Origin of the sequence: Bizionia saleffrena, from assembly GCF_008086175.1 — a bacterium.
GTDB classification, from domain to species: Bacteria; Bacteroidota; Bacteroidia; order Flavobacteriales; family Flavobacteriaceae; genus Bizionia; species Bizionia saleffrena.
This window is the reverse complement of the sequence record NZ_VSKM01000009.1, coordinates 1-15,076: the sequence shown is the minus strand read 5'-3', so window position 1 is coordinate 15,076 and position 15,076 is coordinate 1. Positions and strand designations below refer to the sequence as shown.

The following is a 15,076-nucleotide window of genomic DNA, read 5'->3' as shown; positions in this document are numbered from 1 at the left end:
TCTGCTACTTATAACTTATAAGTTATCAAAAACGTCACCTTGTCAAATTAAGAAACCTTTAACTATTTCGGAATAATAATTGCTCTTAACAAAGCATAAAAAAAAGCCCCAACATTCGACCGGAAGGGCTTTTAAATTGTAAGTGAGTAGTAAAATGTAAAGAATACTACTTCATATTTTGTGGCGCAAATATAGTGTCTTACTTCCACCCTACAAAATATCCTTATTTTCTTTCGTAGTGCTATCAGCTGCTGTAAATGCTGTATAATAACTAACTAACTTATAAATGAAGTTAAATAACACCGAATTAGGTCATTTTGTAGATAAAATAAAACTACAGAATGAAAATATGTCAAAATACCGTGATCAGATTAATAACTTGAAAGCCAAATTAGAAGACAAAATTAAAAATGACGAAAGTACAGGTATAAAAGTATCTAAATATTTACTTGCCGGTTCTTGGAAAAAACGAACAATTTTAAAAGCTACAGGCGACAATCCAATAGATATAGATTTAGTGCTTTTCGTTACAGGCGATAACAATTTACAGAATGATCTTAAAAAAGTTCATGATTATATCGTTAAATATCTTGAAGAAATATATCCTACTAAAGATATAAATAACGATGTTGATGCTGAAGGAAACACAAAATCAATTACAATAAGATTTAGTGGATCTGGTTTAGAGGTCGATATTGTTCCAGTCGTTCCTCTAAGTAGTCCAGAAAAATATGTTTGGCAACCGCAGCGTGGAGGTGGTGGTAAATATATAACAAGTGTAGAAAAACATCTTCATTTTTCATTAAGTCTAAGACAAGCTAATCCAAGTTATACATCAATTGTAAGAGCATTAAAGTGGTGGAAGAATTATAAAGAATTAAAGCCTTTCGAAAATGAAGGAGGAATTTCATCTTATGCAATTGAATTAATAGTAGGCTATTTAGATACTAATAAAGGAGTTGAAACTAATATAGAGGAGGGAATAATTAGATTTTTCCAATTCATAAGCGAATCAACCTTTCCAAACATAAGCTTCTCGCACTCCATAAATAAGATTCCTTACTACGACACTGCTATTTATATCGCTGACGATACCAATAATGAAAATAATGCGGGAAAGAAAATAAACAATTTAAAATGGAATGAAATTAAAGAAAAAGCTGCGGAAGCATTTGACACTCTAAATCTAGCCCAAGACAGAAACAATGAAGGTGACACCATTAATGAATGGAAATCTGTATTCGGTCCAATATTTAATATAAAATAATATGAGTTATAACACGACTACAAGAACCAGTACATATACAGTTACTGATATTCGCAAGACATTCGAAAACTGTATAGCCGATATAAGAATGATTGCTAGAAGAACTGGCAAATGGGATATAGATTATGTTGACAGGTTAGGCAAAGACATACTTAAACTTGCAGAAAACAAATACCTGTCTTGTGTTACCATAATTCTAAAAAGGAATAACACCGATTATCAACTGCGGGCTGCAAAATTCAAGGTTAATGATAATGGTAATACAAATGAAGGTGATAGAGCAGGTAAAAATTATGATTGGCCTGCAGACGCAGACACTTACTTGTCAGTTATCTTAAGTTATACAGATTCTTGGCATAATTTGTCAACCGATCAGAAAAGTAAACTTTCTGCTGATTTTGAAATAAAATGGACAAGTACATCAGAAGATTTGTCGTTTTCACATTTAAGTTCAGATAATGCACAATTATATGGAAGTAAAACATACGAAGTACAAAAAACAAATTTTAAATAATGGCAGATATATTCGATAATATTATTACACTTCCTAGTGTGGAAGTACAAAAACAAACAGAGAGTCTAGTAGGGTTTCAAACAAAATTTGATAGAATTTATAATAATTTAAAACTTTTACTAGATCAAGGAAGTTTGTCTGATTGGAGTAAGAAATATCATAAAGTAGATTTACCTATCATTGCTCAGTTAAAAGACAAGTATCCATTGATAATTTTAGCAGGCGATGCTGGTACAGGAAAAACGATATCCGCAACTAGCATTGCAGATAAAATGACGAGAGAATTAGGTAAAGAAGGGTACTTTTTAAAACTAAGTACTCGTGTACGTGGTGAAGGTATGCACGGTGAAATGGGTAAACTAGTAAATGATGCTTTTTCAGAATTAAAAGCTCAAGCAGGTAAACGTCGTTTAGCTTTTTTATTAATAGATGAAGCTGATGCTATTGCTACAACAAGAGCTACAGGTCAAATGCATCAAGAAGAAAAAGCTGCTGTAAATACACTGATTCAGAAAATTGATGAGGTTAGAGAAATGGAAGGCAGAGCGATAATTTTTATGTCTACAAATAGACTTCATTTCATTGATGAAGCTATATTAAGAAGAGCGGCTATCATTCTAGAGTTTAAACGCCCTACCGAAGAAGAGTATAAGGAATTATATACTCAGAGCCTAAAAGGTCTAGATTTAACAGATGAAGAATTAAGTGAACTTGCGAAACTATCTCTTAAAGACGGTAAGTTAGGATATTCTTTTTCTGATGTTAGATTAAAGGTGCTTCCAGAAGCTGTAGCTATTGCTTATCCAGACAAACCAATATCGTTTTCAATTTTAAAAGAAGTTATTAATAATGTTCAACCAAGCCCAGAAATAATATGATTAGAAAAATTATACAAGCATTAATTGCTATAGGATTTATAATAATTGGCTATACCAAACTTGAAGGGGCAATTTTTCAGAAAGAAGTAATATGGTACGGTATAGCAGGTTTACTTACCTTGATTGGACTTCTACTAGAATTCATCTATACTAATAGAAAAAGGTTAAGGGTGTCTATTTTTAGCAAATATTTGGCTCTACGGGGTAAAAAAATAAGATTTTCAATGTCTTATTTATATAGAATTGAAGTTGAAGGTAAATATTTATTAGTTAAAAATAACAATTATGGACATTTTCAATTAGTAGGTGGTAAGTATAAAATACTGGAAGATACAAGATCAAAATTAAAAACAGACTTTGGAGCGATGGATGATCCAAAGCTGCCAAATAGTGGTATTATGAAAGATGATTTTGCGTTATTCATACCTGCTAAAAATGCAATAAAATTTTTAAACTGGTTTAATAAAGGCATAGATAGAGAAGTTAGTCATTGGAGAGAGTTTTATGAAGAACTAATAGTCGGTGATGGAGAGAGTTTTCTATCACTAGAAAATTTTCCATATGTTAATTATAATTACAGAGGAAAAGTTTTAACACCTATTAAAAGAACCCCAGGATGGGACGATTGTTATGAAATTTTGCAATATGATATCTTAGATTTAGTTCCAACACCAGAACAAAGACAAGAATTAAAGGTGTTATTTAAGAAAGGTGATTCAGCAAAAATAAAATGGGCAAGTTCAAATCTAATAGATTCATTAGGTCATGATTCTATTAATAAGAATAAAAAATATGACATTGGGCAACATACTAAATGGGCGTTAAATATGAAGTGGTCTAAAGTATAGAAAAACAATGTGCTGGAGGTTATATCAACAATTATAGTTTCCACACTTCCAGCACTTACCCATTCCTTTGTTTCGCAAAAAGCTTCACTCATTTAATTTCCAAAGCTTAGAATCTGTCATTAAGGATAAATATTCCCCTACTCTTCATTTACGATTTTTACAATAATAAAGAATAAGTAATATCTATAAACTGTGTACTAATCTTTATTAGTTTACTTCACATATTAATCCCCGAACAATAGAGTTATTACTCAATTCTTCTCTAAACAACGAAGAGTACGTATTTAAACTCCTTCAAATATAACCAAGCAAAAATTCCAAACACATTTGAATTAAAAAGCGATCTCGTAACAGATACCAATCAGCATAAATTTAAAGCGCCATTTTTAAAAGGTGAAACCAATAATGATTTATCAATGTTTTTTAACCAAATACCTCTATTGATTGAATTATTTTTAACTAACAAAGAAATTATAAATAATGCCAACGAATTAGCTAAACCTACTTTTGTCAAAAGCCATAAAAACTCAAAAGTATAATGAAATAGTAATGGTAGATAAAAATAACAAACAATCTACCGCTAAGTATCAACATATATTTTAACAGATAACATACTGTTTCAAAAAAAATGCTCCCCTACCTCTCATTTCCGATTTTTCACAACAATAAAGAAGAAGTTATTTCTATATTACGTGCGCTAATAAAGAAGCATAGTTGCCACTTATTGTGCGCATTTAAGATGTATTGGTAATAGCCTTTTTGGGTTATGAACTAGCAGATATCAAACCAATGAAGAAGGTAACACATTGGTTTTATGCTCATAAAACTAAGTTGTGCAACATACGAGAAAAACATCGAAAACATCAAAAATGAACTATGAATGGACTGAATGAAATATTAAAAACCGCAAATTTTGCTGATAAAATAAATAAGCAATTTGATGCGTATAATTCAGTTGCTAATATTATGAAATCATACGATTGGGCTACACGAAGTTCAGCTATGAATATGACACAAGCACTTTTAAAAGGAGCTGTACAAAATTCAAACTTACTTAATTCAGTTCAAGCCATTTCTAATATGGCAATTGCAAGAAATCAATTTCAAATTCCGAATACAGCTTTTGATGCAATAAAATCAATTACTAATCAAAATCAACAAATATTTGAGCAATTAAATAGTTCTATCGCACTCTCAAGTCAACTTTGGAATTCAGCGCACGTTTCTAATTTGAGTAAAGCTATGAACTCACTTTCGACGCAGATGGCTGAATTAGCATCATATCATAAAAAATGGGATTTAATAGATGATTTCGATGAAATTACAGAAGAGGTTGTTTCCATTAATGATAGAATAATTGAAGAAGAAGGTTTATCTAATGAAAATTTTCAAACTTTAAATAATTTTCTAAATCGGATTGAAATCAAAATTGACAATCAGGATAAGGGATTTGCTGTGATATTTTGGAAATTAATGACTTTGGTCGGTCTAATTTTAGCAATAACAGCTGAAATAAGAAACTGGACGCCAAAACCAGAATATGCAACTAAAGAAGATATAGAAAATACTTTAACCAAGCATATTTCAAATTTTGAGAATAAATTAAAAGAACAAAAGGAATATAGAATTACTAATCGAAAGTGTAAAGTATTTTTAAAGCCAAAATCAAAATCTAATGTTATTGCGAATTTTGACGAAGGATTTGAATTTGTGGTTCTTAATGTTAATCACAAATGGATTTACGTAAGCTACCTAAATCCGAATGACAACTTGCAAGAAACTGGTTGGGTAATGAAAAAATATACGGATAGAATAAAATAATCGCGAAAAGTACGTTGCACAATCGAGTAGACGGCTGACAATCGAATGATTGCCAGTGCGCCTCTCACACCACCGTACGTACGGGTCTCGTATACGGCGGTTCAACGTTCATCTCAACAATTGCTCTTTACACCAATTGAAGCTACCTACTATTTTAAGCATAGGCTACAAAAATTTGCTCCTATGCGAATTTAATAGAGAACGTTGTTCCGTCCTTCCTTAATTGTGAGTCCTATGGGCTTTTTCTCCCACCTCGTTTCCCTTAAGTACTATGACTTCTGCTGACTTCTCCAATAGGCCAACTCGTAACTTTGGAGATCTCCCCAGGTATTGACATCTTCTTTCACTCAATCCCTGCCGTATCTACCTACTTACCCTTTTGATACTCTTTGGGCGTTGCAATGATGTGGTTGCTTACCCGAATAAATAGGCCTCTGTATACGGTTTCTGTTCGTCAGTACCGAGTTTTGTAGTCTCGCTTTCTTCAGATGTAACTTTGCAGTTACCACCCTTGCGACTTACTAATGCTTCTAGGCGTTACCCCAGCGCATAAGGGACTTGCACCCTATAGATTAATTACTTACTTTGCTGTAAGTTAAAGATGCCCATACTGGGCACACACAATGTATATAAAACATAGCTAATATAGGCTTTCCGAAAGGTTTGTGTGTATTTTCGAAGACCGCCAAATTTTTAAATTTGGCTTTTAGTAAAATAAAGATAAAAAGAAAAATTTAAAAATTCGGCTCGTGTATAATCCGAAACGATAGCGTCTTTTTACACGCTACGTTTCATATACGGAGACGTTAGCCACAATTAAAAAAAATCGTAACAAAAATTGAACATTGTCGTCAGATAGATAAATTCATCAATCAAATCAACAAATGAAAAAAATTAAACTTCTCGGATTAATTGCGCTTATCTGTTTCAATTTAAACGCACAGAATAATCAATTTACGCCAACCCAAAACAACGATGGCTGGAAAACAGAAAACCATTTGAAAAACAGCTCAAAAATCCAAGAAATGGACAGCCTAATAACGAAAGGCGATTTTAAGGAAATTTCCAGCGTTGTAATTGCCCATAACGGAAAGGTCATCTTTGAAAATTATTACAACGATAACAATATAGACACGAAACATAATACTCGTTCTGCAACCAAAACTATAACAGGAACACTTATTGGCAGTTTAATTCAAGATGGTTCATTAAAATCAGTCGATGAAAAAGCATCCAAATATTCCAAGGTCAAAAATTTACAAAATCCAGATAGTAGAAAAGATGATATAACGATTGAAGATTTATTAACGATGTCTTCAATTTTGGAATGTAACGATTGGGACCAAAATTCACGTGGTCAAGAAGAAAAAATGTATATAATCGAAGATTGGGTTAAATTCTATTGGGATTTACCAATTAAAGGGTTTCCCGAATGGATAACGAAACCTAAAGACACAAAATACGGTCGAAGTTTTAGTTATTGTACAGCAGGTGTTGTTGTATTGGGCGATGTAATCAACAACATTTCAGGTTCATTAAAAAATTATGCTGACAAAGCACTTTTTTCTAAATTGGGAATTACAGATTATCATTGGCAAATTACACCAACAGGATTACCAATGACTGGTGGCGGATTGGGATTAAGAAGTAGGGATTTACTTAAAATTGGTCAGTTATACTTAAACGATGGAAAATGGAATAATGAGCAAATAATTACAGCTGATTTTGTTTCTAAATCGACCAAGCCACATTCTGAAGTTGGAATGTTCGATTATGAATATGGATATTTATGGTGGTTATCGGAATTTGGAAAAGAAGAAAAGGTAAAAGCAAGTTTTATGTCTGGAACAGGCGGAAATAAAATTGCCATTTTCCCAGAATTAAATTTAGTTGTTGTTTTGACAAGCACGTTCTATAATGGCGGAATGAATTCTCATAACCAAACAACAGTTTTGTTAAATGAATATATTGTTCCCGAGATCAAGAAACTGAAGAAATAACCTTGACTAATAACGTATATAAAAAATAGCGCGAGTCGTTGCTAACACAAAGGTTCGGGCATTTTTGCGAAGTCGCCAAATTTTTAAATTTGACGATTTCCCAAAAACAAAATAAATAGTAAAATTTAAAAATTCGGCTTGTGTTTTACCCAAATAGTTATCGCTTATTTTCAGCGCTACTCTTTATATACGCAAAATGGACCTATTCTCATTATGATGAAGAAAATAAAACTCATATGTATTATGATAATTATGAATCAAATTTAGCAATAGATTTAAGTGAAAAAACTATAACTTGGCTTACAGAGAGAGAAAATAGTCAATGGTCAAAAGCAATTAAATACATAAATTTAATTAAAGATGATTCAGTTAAACCTCAATAATATCTTGTATAAAATCCCAGTTAATTTAAACTAATAATAATTCAAGGTGTATTATGCCTTAAACCCATAATACACCTTAAAATTATAACAATAAAAATATGAAAGTATTGATAATATTTATATTCTTTCCTACACTTCTATTTTCACAGGATAAAGAATATTTAAACATAAAAAAATACGAGGAATTAAGTATTAATAAAATTTACGATTTAAACACAGATTTATTACATAAGTACGAACATAATAATGGTAAATACAAAATACTTTATTCATTTGCAACATGGTGTTCTCCTTGTGTTGAATTTATTCCAACAATAATTAACTTACAAAAGAAATTGAGTAATACAAATATTTATGTTTATGGTATAGAAACAAAAACAAAAAGACAAGCAGTATATTTAGATTTTTTTAAGAACAAAAACTACCAATTACCCGTTTTTAATCTTGAAAGCAAAGAATCGTCTAGACGATTTAAAAAATACGATAAATTCTTAGTTGATATATTAGGAACAAAATTTAACCCTAAATACATAGGGCTATCAAAAATCATAATACTTGATGAAAACTTTAAAGTTCTATTTGAATCAAATTATAATATGAATAACGATGACATTCGAACGAAAATAGAACAAATTGTAAAATAAACAACTACCAATACCGTATAAAAATAATTAAGACTTAGCACCCAAACAAAGGTAGATACGTATTTGCCACACCCGGTTTTCCTTCAGAAAATGCTCGCCTTCAAACCCGCAACTATTCTTATACAAAACTTTGGCTGTAATGAAGACAAACAGCACTCTAAATCAAGAATAGAATATCTATGAAATAAATAAATGGGATTAAAAAAAATTTCGACAAATTTAACAACAAATATTTTCCCAAAGAAATAGATAGTACACTTTCCAATAAAGAACATTTAGCTTTTATGAATAGATTGGCATTTATTATAATGCCACTATTAATTTTTGCAATGACAATTATGATTAAACTAGTCATAATATCATTTTCAACACCGAAATTGAGGTTGTCTAAAAACATAAAATATGATTTAAAGAAAGCTATAAAACTGGATGGCGACTATTCTGATTTAAAACTAATATTTGACAAAAAGGAGAGACTAGATATAAGAAATAATACAATAAAAAATCAAGACCTTTATGATTTTAATGCAGACCTGTCATTTGTTTTAGAAGATATGTAATCTGACTATTACACCTCAAACAAAAAGGATTCATTATACGTTACTGAACTTAAATATTATTTACTAGAAAGCAAAGACAAACACCCTTTCGACAAGTTAGATGAATCGCAAAAAGAACTTTTTATAACCTTACGAGAAAATGCAGGCGACTCGTACCATCTAATAAGTGAAAATTTATTAAATATATCTGAAGAGTTAAATAATAAAAATAGTACGATAGAGGAATATTTAGACAAATCAAATCAAAGCTACATCCTTGCCATTATTGCATTGTTTTTAGCCTTCATTCAGATTTTGTCAATGATTTGGAAAAGAATAAAATTGTATCTAAAAAAATAAAACCACTACTGCCACCAAAGTACTGTGGCAAAAAAACAAGTAAAAGCCCATTAACTTTTCACTAAAGCACTTCTGTAAATATCCTATTATATTAATTCTGGTTTAGCATGGGCAAAAGCTTGTTTTAGTAGATTATTATAGCACTTTATCAACGTTAGTTTTTTGATCTTTCCTTTTAGTACTATAAACTGAATAGAGAGGGTAAAACAAAAAATAGTAACAATCATGTATCCATAGAAAACTCAGTGGTAATTTAAACTCTAGTGGCAGGTAATAAGGTGTTCGGCAGTCCCTCCATTTAGTTTCATAGCGCATATCTGCAAGCCAAATTACCATTACAAGTAACTAATAACATACAATCAACCTTTAGGGCTTTTACAATCCATTACTAACTTAAAGCCTTGCATACACCATAAATACAACCACTGCGGCGACACGTCCTCGCGGTCGTATGTATTTGCACTACTGCACACACTACACTCCTTTCTCACCCATAGCTACTTTTTTACTCCAAACCCCAATAAGGAAAGCGCTAAAAGCGCAATGTTAATCGTTTAGGGTAAAACTGCTATTTAATATGATGCGAGCCTGCGGGTCACTTCGGGCTCAACCCAAAACCCAAAGCAATCAATAAAGTCGATAAATCAAAACAGAAATCAATCAATAGTAATGACCTACATAATTCACCAAATATATAGTGATATAAGAGCGCATTTCAAGTCGAAACGTTTTGCTTAGAAGCAGCAACCGTTGCTTTAGGTTTTAGGTCTAACGGTGTCACGTTTTTTGAAGTCGTAATAAGCAACCGTATCATAACTTAAAAAGTCCTCCAGCAGTACCATAGAAAAAAGGGTACCGCTTCCCTCCTATGTATGTAAGAGCTGTGTATTCCATCCACGTTTCCCAGTAGTCAAACACGCCTCTCACACACAGCCCTTACCTAAAAACGTAACCAATAAACTCCCCAATAAACAATCAAAAAAAGCGCCACCTAGTGTAAAACATTGTCGCGAGAGCGCTCGTACCTCACACTATCACTCACAACACCCTTGTTCATCTCGCAGGCGGCTCGCGCCTTTTAGATTACCTGCTTAACAAACAATTGTAAATACATACAAATAGTATTATATTGAGGTATGAATTCAATCCTAAAACAACCGCCTGCAGAAGTAAAAGAGAATCTAGAACTTCTAAAAGCGGACTTAGATAATAAAATACCAACTAAACAATTAGATAGAAACCTTCTAATTGCAACCTGGAACATAAGAGCATTTGGAAACCTAACACGAAAATGGGATTCCGATGATGACGATTCACCTAAAAGAGATTTACATTCAATTCTATGTATTGCAGAAATCATAAAACGTTTTGATGTTATAGCAGTACAAGAAGTAAAAGATAACCTACGTGCTTTAAGAGATACTTTGAAAGTATTAGGGGCAAATTGGTCATTAATCCTAACCGATGTAAACAAAGGTAAAGTTGGGAATGGTGAACGAATGGCATATATATTTGATACGCGCCGTGTACAACTTTCAGGATTGGCAGGTGAATTAGTAGTACCTGAAGAATGGGAAGATTCAATTAAAGATAATGCATTGTCAAATCAATTTGTCAGATCACCTTATGCGGTAAGCTTCAAATCAGGCAAGCGTACATTTATTTTAGTGACGCTTCACATTCTCTACGGTAAAAATAAGAAAAGTCGTATTCCAGAATTACGTGGCATTGCAAAGTGGCTTAGGGATTGGGCAGATAATGTAAATGCATATCATCAAGACTTTATTGCGTTAGGAGATTTCAATATTGATAAGCGTGGCGACTTATTAGATCAAACATTTTTATCTGAGGGGTTATATGTGCCAGCGCAATTACAAAACGACAAGGTAACGCGGTCTATTTTCAATAAAACAAAGTACTATGATCAAATTGCTTGGTTTAATAGTGATGATAAAGGACCTAAATTATCTATGGAGTTTGTAAATGGAGGTAATTATGACTTTGTAAACGTGGCTTTAAAAAACCGTTTGCTAACCAATAATAGCTTATCCTGGTTGATATCAGATCACTATCCACTTTGGACAGAATTTAAGATATAAAAAAGGGCACAAATAGAGTTGGCTTCCATCGGCCAACGCTAAAATGCTGTAAAGCTCAAGCCAAAGGTTTTGAAAAAAATAGTGCCCCATAAGGCAGCTCTATTTTTTACAAACGGCATACCATAAGCACCATTTTTTACAAAAAGCGTGACAGCATCACCACGCCACCAAAAAACGCGTTTTCTTTTTTTTACGTTCTAAAAATAATAGGAAGGGCTCTAAGCAAACGAATAGCCTCTACAGTTCTTATAATAATGTTTCGGGGCTGTATTCTCGATATTTTTAGTACTTATTCGTTTTCCTTCCCGTAACCAGGCGTCGATATCTGCCTGTTGAAAAGACAATGGCTGATCTATTTTTATAAAAGGAATGTTGCAACGTGATGTCAATTTATAAATAGAGGATTTACGCGCGTCAAGATAGGCGGCACGTTGGGTAATTGACAGTATTTCAATAGGGTCTGTGTATGAAGCCTTTTCTGTATTGGAACCTGAATTAAGGGCTCTAAAAGCGATGCTATGTGCGGAAAACGTTTATCAATAATGTCTAAAGAAATGTCCATAAGTAAGAGTATTTAAATTAAAAAAGAGCTCCCATAGGAAGCTCTTAATAAATACGGTTAATCTTTTAATTTGAGACGTTTTAATCGCTTATGAATGCATTTTACCAATAGCGAAACAAGGTAACTAACAACAGCCCCAAAAGCGGCCATAATAGCTGTTTTAATGAGGTCTTCGGAAGAGATCCGCATCCAAACCGAAGAAGCAGTGCCACCCAAAATTGAAAACCTAATATGTGATACGCTTTGAGACATCCTAATCTATACGATTTCTATAAGTTATTTTTACGAGATGACAGCTTTGGTTCATCATCCATAACTACCGCCTGACTTACAGCTGTAGCCACAGTTCCGGCCACGGTCATATAAGTGGCAATGGTAATAACAATAGCTGGCACACTAACCGGAGCAGCAATAATAGCACCGCCTGCAGTAGCTAGTGCAATCCCGATGTTTCGTAATAATTTGAAAAACTTCGGTGTTGGTTTTTTATAACGTTCTACTAAATTCATAATCTTAAGATTTAATGGTTAATGGTTAATGGTTAATGAAATAAATTCTTTGCGCTCAAAAGCTTGATGACAAAGTGAAAGTACCTTTTGCATAGCCAATCGTGAAGACCAGCCTACTCCTATCCCTGCCAACTGACTTACCGGAGCCAAACAACCTTCCAGTTCTTTAGAAGCATCATTCGCAGGATGAATCAGTATCAAATTTCGCTGGCTCACATCCAAAACCTGCAAATGATCCCTAAACCGACTGGAAAAACGAGGTTTCACTTCATAAACACCTTCCGGAATACAGGACACTTGCCGTTTATTATTCAGCCAGGGCAATTCAATCATAAAACAGATAAAATGCCCATTAATAAAGAGGGCACTATTAGTACCCTCTTTAAAATAGTGTCGTTGGAGTAATAAATCCATCTTACAACGTGCCTACAAGTGCTACAGAAAGCGCGTTGAATGCACCGTTTTTCAACGGATACATTTGCCCATTAACTTCCTGATAGAACTCAATGCCCACCACCTCAATAACTGGTAATACCGAGTTAGCAGTAAGCACGACATTCAATGCGATAGGAGCCGTATCTGGAGCCGTGTAAGGAAGAATCCCTGAGCTCGTCGTTTCAAAAACAAACGTCTCATTAACGAAGTCCTCTTCTGCAGCACCCATTACAATATTGAAATGAGTAGTTCCTGAAGGAGCCGCAATACGCACCGCCGGACTAAAAGCCGCAAGAGTAACATCGGCATTCCCTGACACACGATCGAAAGCTACAGTAAGAGGTGCAAACAAGGTAGAACCTAGTTTCCCGTTGAGGTTGAATTCAAAGCCTAAAAGGCTATTAAAATTCCCATCCTCCACCGTACGCTCACCTCTTGCATTCACAAGGTCCGTTTTAGTAATAGCCACCAGATCTTTGGTCAATCTGCTAACCACTCGTTTGTCTTTGGCGTTTTGCAACAACACACGAATGGAGTTTCTAATTAGTTTGCCGGCCTTGCCAGCGCGACCAAATTCAGAGCCATTTTCACGCGTTCTTTGAAACGCAGGGTCATTAGCAATACGATTGGCGTCAATCCCCCCTTTAGTACGCGCCAAATGTCCATCACTTGACTTGTAAAAGGAAATATCATCCAGAGTTCCCTTTAATTTGATAATACCAACTTGTCTAGCCATAATTCTAAGTTTTTTAGTTTTATCAAAACTCCGTATCTTTAATAAGCAATCCCAAAAGTGCTTTCCGCATATGCCGAAAAGTGCCTTTTTTGCCATTTTAAACCTATTGATGATAGCATTATCAACTATAGATAAAGTATGGATAAAGTATGAGCAGCATCAAAAGACTATGTATTTACCCAAAAGATATTATGCGCATCACCGGAAGAAGTGAGCGCTCTAGTCGCCTTTTATTTAAAAAAATAAAAATACATTTGGACAAGAAGGATCATCAGGTTCTTACAATTAAAGAGTTTTCAGAGTACGCTGGAATTGAGGAAGATATGGTAAATAAATACATTTAGAATCAAAGTAATCGGTTCACTATTCGGTTCACCCTACTTATTAAAAACACCTAATCTACTAATAATAAACAAACGCGCGGTTGGTTCCTCATTCTCCGCAAAAACCTTGTAAACTCTATGTTTACAAGGTTTTTTTTGTGATAAAAATCTTAATCTTATTTCAGTTCACACAAAACTTTTGAGAATGATCTGTTTTCCTTAACATACGATAAAAGTATTATCTATATTGTACGCGCTATTAAGTAAGATACGCTTATAAACAACATTGCTGTAGGACATCCTTAATAACTATAAAAAAATAACAACTCCTATAGCTCTAAATATAGGAATTAAGTGGTCAATTTTAACTGATATAATTAAATTTGCGCCAGCTCAAAAAAAATTGAAACTGAATGAGAAATACCACAATTGATATAAACGAAGCGACTATAAAAAAGTACGTGGAATCATTACGACCGGAAAATCCAGAAATTCGTGCAAAACTCGATTTTGGATACTCTTATGACGGTAAAGTCGTTGTGCTGTATGAAATTCGTCCTGTTTGGAATAACCCGAAAGAAATTCAACATATTGAATTCGCAAAAATTAGATTTTATAAATCAAGACAAGAATGGAATTTATATTGGATGCGTGCAAGCGGAAAATGGGAGCTTTATGAACCATTTCCTAAATCAACACATTTAGATAATATTATCGACATTATCAGAGAAGATAAACATAGTTGTTTCTATGGTTAACTCAAAATATAATTATAAGAATTGCGCGGGAATTAGATTGCGGAAATGACTGCTATTATAATCTAAAACTGACGAAATAATTACGATTTCAGATTTTTAAAACGTGGCGGACGAAGAAGAATTTAAAGAGTTTTTTAAGCCAACCTTAAAAAGGTAAAAAAATAAAGGGATTTAATAAAAACAGAAGTTTTAGGAAGTTTCGAGTCACTTAAAATAATAGAGCAGGCATAAATAGTAGAAACGCAAGTAAACCGAGAATAAGCCAATTTCCACTCGAATGATTGCCAGTGCGCCTCTCACACCACCGTACGTACGGGTCTCGTATACGGCGGTTCAACGTTCATCTCAACAATTGCTCTTTACACCAATTGAAGCTACCTACTATTTTAAGCATAGGCTA

The 15,076-nt window shown here is 33.4% G+C and carries 15 protein-coding genes; 12 read left to right on the top strand and 3 right to left on the bottom strand.

The genetic code is table 11. The annotated features are described in order from the left end of the window. Positions 1-286 precede the first annotated feature (286 nt). The 10 genes from ES676_RS09690 to ES676_RS09645 all read left to right on the top strand — a co-directional run bounded on the left by ES676_RS09690 (position 287) and on the right by ES676_RS09645 (position 11,353). Positions 287-1,267, top strand: a complete 981-nt coding sequence (locus tag ES676_RS09690) for a CBASS oligonucleotide cyclase (protein ID WP_148370127.1) — start codon at positions 287-289, stop codon at positions 1,265-1,267. Position 1,268: 1 nt separating this feature from the next. Beyond that, positions 1,269-1,781: an HORMA-1 domain-containing protein gene (locus ES676_RS09685; protein ID WP_148370126.1), complete on the top strand. Its 513-nt coding sequence runs from the start codon at positions 1,269-1,271 to the stop codon at positions 1,779-1,781. Further along, on the top strand, positions 1,781-2,659 hold the full coding sequence (locus tag ES676_RS09680; RefSeq protein WP_148370125.1) for an ATP-binding protein: 879 nt from the start codon (positions 1,781-1,783) through the stop codon (positions 2,657-2,659). Before ES676_RS09685 ends, ES676_RS09680 begins: the two co-directional genes overlap by 1 nt. After that, complete coding sequence (locus tag ES676_RS09675) at positions 2,656-3,507, top strand: SMODS-associated NUDIX domain-containing protein (protein ID WP_148370124.1); 852 nt, start codon at positions 2,656-2,658, stop codon at positions 3,505-3,507. Before ES676_RS09680 ends, ES676_RS09675 begins: the two co-directional genes overlap by 4 nt. An 876-nt stretch (positions 3,508-4,383) precedes the next feature. Next, positions 4,384-5,328 carry a hypothetical protein gene (locus tag ES676_RS09670; RefSeq protein ID WP_148370123.1) on the top strand — a complete coding sequence of 315 codons (945 nt, stop codon included), beginning with the start codon at positions 4,384-4,386 and terminating at the stop codon, positions 5,326-5,328. An 884-nt stretch (positions 5,329-6,212) separates the two neighbouring features. After that, positions 6,213-7,328, top strand: coding sequence for a serine hydrolase domain-containing protein (locus ES676_RS09665; RefSeq protein WP_148370122.1), 1,116 nt, complete (start codon positions 6,213-6,215; stop codon positions 7,326-7,328). 140 nt (positions 7,329-7,468) lie between these two features. Then, positions 7,469-7,711, top strand: a complete 243-nt coding sequence (locus ES676_RS09660; protein ID WP_148370121.1) for a hypothetical protein — start codon at positions 7,469-7,471, stop codon at positions 7,709-7,711. A 98-nt stretch (positions 7,712-7,809) separates the two neighbouring features. Further along, positions 7,810-8,355, top strand: a complete 546-nt coding sequence (locus ES676_RS09655) for a TlpA disulfide reductase family protein (RefSeq protein ID WP_148370120.1) — start codon at positions 7,810-7,812, stop codon at positions 8,353-8,355. A 284-nt stretch (positions 8,356-8,639) separates the two neighbouring features. Next, positions 8,640-8,915 carry a hypothetical protein gene (locus tag ES676_RS09650; protein ID WP_148370119.1) on the top strand — a complete coding sequence of 92 codons (276 nt, stop codon included), beginning with the start codon at positions 8,640-8,642 and terminating at the stop codon, positions 8,913-8,915. 1,475 nt (positions 8,916-10,390) lie between these two features. Further along, positions 10,391-11,353, top strand: coding sequence for an endonuclease/exonuclease/phosphatase family protein (locus tag ES676_RS09645; RefSeq protein WP_148370118.1), 963 nt, complete (start codon positions 10,391-10,393; stop codon positions 11,351-11,353). A gap of 831 nt (positions 11,354-12,184) precedes the next feature. Here ES676_RS09645 and ES676_RS09635 read toward each other — a convergent pair. From ES676_RS09635 to ES676_RS09625, 3 genes are read right to left on the bottom strand one after another with little or no spacing between them, the layout of a single operon-like run. Continuing rightward, on the bottom strand, positions 12,185-12,424 hold the full coding sequence (locus ES676_RS09635) for a hypothetical protein (protein ID WP_148370116.1): 240 nt from the start codon (positions 12,422-12,424) through the stop codon (positions 12,185-12,187). Positions 12,425-12,442: 18 nt separating this feature from the next. Continuing rightward, the gene (locus tag ES676_RS09630; protein WP_148370115.1) at positions 12,443-12,838 is read right to left on the bottom strand and encodes a DUF5675 family protein; all 396 of its coding nucleotides are present in this window, start codon (positions 12,836-12,838) and stop codon (positions 12,443-12,445) included. A gap of 1 nt (position 12,839) precedes the next feature. Then, entirely contained in the window at positions 12,840-13,595 is a 756-nt protein-coding gene (locus tag ES676_RS09625) for a hypothetical protein (RefSeq protein ID WP_148370258.1), read from the bottom strand. Between the two features lie 149 nt (positions 13,596-13,744). Here ES676_RS09625 and ES676_RS09620 point away from each other — a divergent pair, with 149 nt between their 5' ends. Together ES676_RS09620 and ES676_RS09615 are read left to right on the top strand one after the other, a co-directional pair. Then, a complete protein-coding gene (locus ES676_RS09620; RefSeq protein ID WP_148370114.1) occupies positions 13,745-13,939 on the top strand; it encodes a hypothetical protein in 195 nt (64 codons plus the stop codon). A 392-nt stretch (positions 13,940-14,331) separates the two neighbouring features. Beyond that, on the top strand, positions 14,332-14,676 hold the full coding sequence (locus ES676_RS09615) for a DUF3024 domain-containing protein (RefSeq protein ID WP_148370113.1): 345 nt from the start codon (positions 14,332-14,334) through the stop codon (positions 14,674-14,676). The last annotated feature ends 400 nt before the right edge of the window (positions 14,677-15,076 follow it).

Bases quoted from the DNA above. Each gene is read 5' to 3' on its own strand.
- ES676_RS09690 (WP_148370127.1), top strand. From the start codon at position 287: ATGAAGTTAAATAACACCGAATTAGGTCATTTTGTAGATAAAATAAAA.
- ES676_RS09685 (WP_148370126.1), top strand. From the start codon at position 1,269: ATGAGTTATAACACGACTACAAGAACCAGTACATATACAGTTACTGAT.
- ES676_RS09680 (WP_148370125.1), top strand. From the start codon at position 1,781: ATGGCAGATATATTCGATAATATTATTACACTTCCTAGTGTGGAAGTA.
- ES676_RS09675 (WP_148370124.1), top strand. From the start codon at position 2,656: ATGATTAGAAAAATTATACAAGCATTAATTGCTATAGGATTTATAATA.
- ES676_RS09670 (WP_148370123.1), top strand. From the start codon at position 4,384: ATGAATGGACTGAATGAAATATTAAAAACCGCAAATTTTGCTGATAAA.
- ES676_RS09665 (WP_148370122.1), top strand. From the start codon at position 6,213: ATGAAAAAAATTAAACTTCTCGGATTAATTGCGCTTATCTGTTTCAAT.
- ES676_RS09655 (WP_148370120.1), top strand. From the start codon at position 7,810: ATGAAAGTATTGATAATATTTATATTCTTTCCTACACTTCTATTTTCA.
- ES676_RS09650 (WP_148370119.1), top strand. From the start codon at position 8,640: ATGAATAGATTGGCATTTATTATAATGCCACTATTAATTTTTGCAATG.
- ES676_RS09645 (WP_148370118.1), top strand. From the start codon at position 10,391: ATGAATTCAATCCTAAAACAACCGCCTGCAGAAGTAAAAGAGAATCTA.
- ES676_RS09635 (WP_148370116.1), bottom strand. From the start codon at position 12,424: ATGAATTTAGTAGAACGTTATAAAAAACCAACACCGAAGTTTTTCAAA.
- ES676_RS09630 (WP_148370115.1), bottom strand. From the start codon at position 12,838: ATGGATTTATTACTCCAACGACACTATTTTAAAGAGGGTACTAATAGT.
- ES676_RS09625 (WP_148370258.1), bottom strand. From the start codon at position 13,595: ATGGCTAGACAAGTTGGTATTATCAAATTAAAGGGAACTCTGGATGAT.
- ES676_RS09620 (WP_148370114.1), top strand. From the start codon at position 13,745: ATGAGCAGCATCAAAAGACTATGTATTTACCCAAAAGATATTATGCGC.
- ES676_RS09615 (WP_148370113.1), top strand. From the start codon at position 14,332: ATGAGAAATACCACAATTGATATAAACGAAGCGACTATAAAAAAGTAC.